Annotated in this window: 4 protein-coding genes; 3 read left to right on the top strand and 1 reads right to left on the bottom strand. The window is 47.8% G+C overall.

All coding sequences use genetic code 11. The features are described 5' to 3' along the window. Both NZ772_16685 and NZ772_16690 read left to right on the top strand, forming a co-directional pair. A partial coding sequence (locus NZ772_16685) for a tetratricopeptide repeat protein (GenBank protein ID MCS6815192.1) occupies positions 1 to 826 on the top strand: 826 nt, incomplete at its 5' end. Positions 827 to 1,330: 504 nt separating this feature from the next. Beyond that, complete coding sequence (locus tag NZ772_16690; protein MCS6815193.1) at positions 1,331 to 1,474, top strand: hypothetical protein; 144 nt, start codon at positions 1,331 to 1,333, stop codon at positions 1,472 to 1,474. A 127-nt stretch (positions 1,475 to 1,601) separates the two neighbouring features. Here NZ772_16690 and NZ772_16695 read toward each other — a convergent pair whose 3' ends face one another. Beyond that, positions 1,602 to 2,039, bottom strand: coding sequence for a hypothetical protein (locus tag NZ772_16695; GenBank protein ID MCS6815194.1), 438 nt, complete (start codon positions 2,037 to 2,039; stop codon positions 1,602 to 1,604). A 323-nt stretch (positions 2,040 to 2,362) separates the two neighbouring features. Between NZ772_16695 and NZ772_16700 the strand changes: the two genes are divergently transcribed. Then, positions 2,363 to 2,850, top strand: a 488-nt coding sequence (locus NZ772_16700) for a hypothetical protein (protein ID MCS6815195.1), incomplete at its 3' end; no start/stop codon positions are given.

Here is a 2,850-nt window from a genome sequence, read left to right on the forward strand (position 1 = left end):
GTATCGTGACCCGGTGGAAAATCTGCAACAGGCTGTGTTGGCCTATCAAGAGGCATTGCGCTATCGGACAGAGGATGCCGACGCGAAAAAACGAGCGGCTACCCAAAATAACCTCGGAACAGCCTACTGGCACTTAGCACAACATCAACAGCCTGTCATCTATCTGCGACAGGCGATCGCGGCCTACAGTGAGGCTCTTCAGTTTTACAGTCCTGACGAGGATAGCCTTACCTATGCCATGGTGCAAAACAACCTAGGCACAGCCTACTGGAACTTGTCACAACATGAGCAACCTGTTGAGTTGCTCCAACAGGCAATCGCAGCCTATGATATTGCCCTCCGCTATCGCACGGCTGATGCTACGCCCGTTGCCCATGCTGCCACCCAAAACAATCTGGGCACGGCTTACTGGCACTTGGCAAATCACCAGAAACACCAGCCTGCCATCTATCACCAGCTTCTCCAGCAAGCGATTGCAGCCTATCTCATCACACTCAACACTGCCAACAAGGTACCCCCTGAGCAGCTCAGCTTTGACCTATTTGCTACCCACAACAATCTAGGGCTAGCCTATTACCAGTTGGCGATCGACAAACAAAGCCCCCTCACAGCCGAAACCCGTCTCAATCACCTAGACTTTTCCCTCCATCACCACCTTCAAGCTTACAACGGCTGGCAATCCCATCCAGACTATGCCCAAGCTGCTCTTGCTTACGTTATCCAAACGCTGCGAGCATTCCACAGTGAGTTTGGCCTCCAGGGTCAGAGCCGTGGTCTCTCAAAACTACCAGCCCATTTGTTGCCCCAAGTGCTACCACGGTTATAACTACATGACATATAGTTATAGGTTTAGCCTAGCTATGGCGATCGAGTTAGCTAGCAGAGCGCTTTGGGGCGCAATGTGTAGGCTATTACCCCTCTTCACGATTACTAGTAGTTGATTTATTATCCCTTATTACTTATTGCAGAAACGTGTTTTTACTGATCCCTGTGGATGGACGAGTTGCTAGGATTCCGAGTGAATGATAATCTGCCTGTGTGAGTGGCCTTGGCAAAGGTTGACCATGAGACAGTTCAGGGGGCAATTGGCAACGGTATTGAATTGATCTAAGCTCTTAGACTATTGGAGCTACGTTCATGTCTGTTGCACCTGCTAAGCGAACTAGTGAGTTGTGACGAGAGACACAAAATTCTGGTGGCACTTGTCTCCAATCGATGTCACACCAACCGATAGGATCAGATGTAATGGGAGGGCTATAGCCTTACCACATTTAAGGATGCTTATTTATGGTTAGCAACTGATCTCGCTATGAAGAAGACTGGCACTACTATGACACCAATGATTCAGCAATCGGACAGAAATCCCTTTGATACTTACCGCGACCCCGTTACAGGTCGGTGGTGTGTTGTTTTACCTGCCAAGTCAGACAATGACGATAGCCAACCTACGCCGCCTTCAGAGTCTTCCCATTGAGCATCGTTCTAGCCTGTCAAGTTGTTAGCTAGCTGTGGCAAACTATTCAAATAGTTTGGTTATCTCGATTACTGGATTTGAGAGAACTTGGGATGCTTACGCTGTCAATGGCGGTTGTAGACGTTGATTAAATTAGTTGACTAGTGAGACGTTTGATCATGCTAGCCCGACCTGCGATCGTTGCTACCGTTCCCGTTGTTTGAATAAAGACTTTGCTGGAGAATAGCTTACTGAGGCCAGGGCGTTCGTAGATGATGCAATCGCTGGCTTCAGTTCGTTTACTGTCAGACTCGCTGTTAGCATTCGATATTGGCCGATAGCCCATTGCTTCTAGCAAGGTAGACAGCTTGGTTTGGGTAGTAGGCTCCAGCGGTATGGAAACCTGAATAGTGCGGTTGACATAGGCACCCAAAGCACCCGCAGATATGCTTGAGATGAGACTGATAGCGTAAGTAATATCAGTTGGCAGTGGCTCAGTGACCCCCTTCTTGAGCACGATCGCCACTACCAGGTAAGTGAAAGCAAAGTAGTAGAGAAACGTAGGAAAAACACCAGGCCCAGACATAGGCAGACTCATCATGAATAACTCATCATGATATAGAAGTTTGACGTAGGAACAATGATTCTCTCTAGGAAGAAAATGTTGAGAAAGCGAATCTAACATTCCTGCCAGCGAATCTTGAACCTATGACTTACCATACTAGTGATTCGTTCAAAATCTGACTGAGCATCATAATCTGTGGAAAACATCTGTGGAAAATACATAAACAATCTGTGGACAATACATTATCAGGTGTGGGTGTATATAAGTGTGGGTGTAACCTGATAGTGACGACTTAAGCTAGGTATTGAAATGCTCGTTGCCGCTCAGTCTGACACTCACGTCGGATGTTGACGATAACTCACCAAGATGTCGTAATGATGTTCCACCAGTTGCAACTTATAGGATCGATTAGTGGTGTGGCTCTGTTGACTGGAGTTTTAGCCATGCCTGGACGATCGCTATCCCAGCCAGCCCCCAGCGCCACAAGTGCCACCAGCAACACGACAAGCGATGTGACCTTAAAAGTTGGTGTTGTGCAGCGGTTTGGGACAAGACCCAGCGATCGGCTATTCATTAGGGCACTACCAGGAGATGCTCTAGTGCTTAGGTTTCAAACTGGGAACCAACCGCAAACACTGACCACACCTAACCTAGTTGTAGATGTAGTGTCGCAACCGTTACCAGAACCCCAGTTAGAGGAACGTGTTATCTTTGGCACTTATCGTAGTTTTGAAACAGCGGAAGATACTGCTAATCGTTGGCGATCGCAGGGCATAGCAGTTGAACTAGCTCAGCCTAATCGTTGGCAAGTATGGGCAAAGCGAGATGTCTA

Source organism: Cyanobacteriota bacterium (genome assembly GCA_025054735.1).
In the GTDB taxonomy this organism is placed as follows: Bacteria; Cyanobacteriota; Cyanobacteriia; order SKYG9; family SKYG9; genus SKYG9.